General features: G+C 36.4%; 1 protein-coding gene. It reads right to left on the reverse strand.

What is annotated here, in order from left to right; genetic code table 11:
* The coding region (locus VC188_RS11785) for a condensation domain-containing protein (RefSeq protein WP_323484090.1) at positions 1-3,072 on the reverse strand (3,072 nt) is incomplete at both ends.

A 3,072-nucleotide genomic window follows, 5' to 3' on the forward strand; every position in this document is an offset into this window, starting at 1 on the left:
GTGTGCCGCTCGTCAGGGGACAAAATGCTGAGTTTGCTAATGCTTTGATCTGGATTGGCTACTGCTGACTCTAGAAGGCGGATAAAGCGATCGGAGATAGATTGTATGGTTTCCAGATCAAATAGATTGTCTTGGTATCCAAAACATATTTGTAATTGATCCCCGGGGAATACGGATATAGTTAGTGGGTAATGAGTTGCGTCTTGTGATGAAATTACTTTGAAGGATATATCATTTCTATCACTCGTAATTTTGTGTGTTGAAATTGGGTAATTTTCAAAAATAAATAAAGTATCAAATAATTTTGTTATACCTGTGCATTTCTGTATTTCACTAAGCCCTAGGTATTGATATGGTGATAGATTTAAGTAGTCCAGCTGAATTGTTTCCCCTAGTTCTATAAAAGATAGGTCTGGGGTTATTTTGACTTTTACTGGTAATGTGTTGATAAATAATCCAACCATCTTATCAATATTAATTACATCTGGATTCCTACCTGAAACAGTACTTCCAAAAATTACACAATCACTATTTGTAAGTCGCCCAAGCAATATTGACCAGGCAGCTTGGAGCACTGAGTTGGCAGTTAAATTATTAAACCGTCCAACTTTTAATATAGCGTCTGTTAAATTAGCGCTTAAGATAGTGATTAATTTGAGCGGTTTAGCCTGAGTTTTTTCATCGGTTGATTTGCTAAGGATTGTCCCTTCATTAATGCCGTTCAAATAGCTACCCCAAGCTAATTTAGCTGTTTCATAGTCTAGGGATCGCAACCATTTGAAATATTTTTTATAAGAGGGTGCAAGGTTTAAATTTTTGTCTGACCCATTCTGGGAATATAGTTCTTTTATTTCATCGAGGATAATAGACAAAGACCATCCATCGATAAGCGCGTGATGAATGCTGATAATCAATCTATGATTAGTTGAATTTAATTTAATTAAAATGTATCTTACTAATGGTTGCTGTTCTAGGTCAAAGGCATGTCGTTGAATCTTATCTCTAATGCCTAAGAACTTTTTTTCAATTTTTAGATGATTTGAGGTATTACTTAGATCATATTTTTCAATATTAACGCTTTCTTCATGCGTTATTATTTCTACGGGTTCTGATAGTTGATCATAGCTAAAGACAGCTCTCAAATTGGGATGTCTTTGATGTAGTTTTTTTAGTGCAGCATTGAGTGCTTTTTCATTAAGTTCACCCTCCAATGAAATTTCAACCTGAATTTTGTACACATCTGTTTTTTTATTTTCATACATTGCGTGAAATAGGATTCCGCTCTGTAATGGCGACATCGGATATATGTTATCGAATATCGGGTATTTATTCTCCAGTAGAGAAATTTGTTGTTGAGTAACCTTTATTAACTCTATGTCAGAAGGAGTTTTCCTTGTATGGGGGATGACACCACTGTTTGCGAATAGGCCTAAAAAATCCATCCATTTCCAGGCCATCTTCTCTATTTTTACGTCAGAGACGTTAGAGGAATCCCAGGTTATCGTTGCGTGGAATTCAGACCCGTTATTACCGCTCAGTATTTGACAGTTAATTTCAATATCATGAAATAGCGGTTCATTTATCATGACTTGTTGACTTATTTCGCAATTTGCAATCGGTTGCCAGTATTTATCTCCTTGATTCGCAATTTTCCCTAAGTAATTAAAGCAGAATTTTGGGATTGGAAGCGAGCTCAGAATCTCTGATGTGTTTGGATTTGTATAGCGCAGTAATCCATAGGTCAGCCCATTGTTAGGAACAATTCGCAACTGTTCTTTTATTCTTGTCAATATCCCCAATAAATTTTCCTTACCACTATAAATTTCTTCAAAAGAAATTAGACCTGGGTCAAGATGAACTGGAAAAAGGGTGGTAAACCAACCAACAGTACTGGATATATCTACATCAGCAAATACATCCTCTCTTCCATGGCCCTCTAAATAGATTTTTAAAGCGTTGCTTTGCACTAAATTGCCGTCATAATTTAAGCTTGCTACGGATAGCACTAGTGCTGTCAAGAGTACATCAGTCACTTTCCCATCGGATGCAAGAGCTACCTCTGAAAGCAATTTTTCTGTGATATCAGCATCCAAGAAGGCTGTTAACTGCTCCCTTTTTTTCTTTGAGTTTTTCCCGGCCTTCAAATTAATCGGTATTGTCGATTCAATCGGTTCTTTTAGTATTTTTAACCAAATCGGCAGATCTTCTGTTACCTCTTTTGTTTGTGCGTAGTCAATTAATTTTTTACCCCACTGCACAAAAGAAGTCCCCTGAATAAGTGGCGTCAATTTATCTTGCGACCTTACGGAGTTCCAGCATATTTCTAAATCAGAAAGTAAAATTTTCCATGAGACGGCATCGATTGCAAGGTGATGAATTACTATTAGCAGTCTTCCTGGATAAATTCCATTGCTGGTGAACCATACAATCTTAATTATTTCACCCTTTTTGGGATCCAAAGATCCTATCGCTAAATCTAATTCTCTCTTTATATTTTCATTGATCTCTCTCTCGGTAAATCGATCTACATAAACTTTCTTTATGTGATCAATTGCCTTTACTGACCCCACATCTCTAATTAGAATCCCATTAAATTTACCCTCGATATCTTCTTGAAAAATATTCATTCTCAGTGAATGATGATGGTCTATTATGTGCTGGAATATTTTGTTTAGTTGATCGCTATTTAACTGTGGTGGCGTTTTAACGATCGTTGATTGATTAAATTTATTTATTGAATATTTTTGTTCAAGTAGCCAGCTTATAATTGGTGTTCTTGAGGCTACACCAGTTGTTAGATGCAATTGAGTGCTTGTATTTTGAGGGCTTGTTTGAGTAACCCTTGCTAATTTATAAACAGTTGGATTTTGAAAGATGGATTTAGGTGTTACTAATAGCCCTGCTTGTCGAGCCCTGCTAACTAATTGAATAGATACAATGCTGTCTCCGCCCAGCTCAAAAAAGTTATCTTCTATACCAACTTTTTCTAGTCCAAGAACCTCTGCAAATAACTCGCAAAGAACAGCCTCCTCAGGGGTACGGGGTGCCTTTATATTGGCGGGGGCTAGATCA

Origin of the sequence: Polynucleobacter sp. MG-28-Ekke-A2 (genome assembly GCF_035012985.1) — a bacterium.
Classification (GTDB): Bacteria; Pseudomonadota; Gammaproteobacteria; order Burkholderiales; family Burkholderiaceae; genus Polynucleobacter.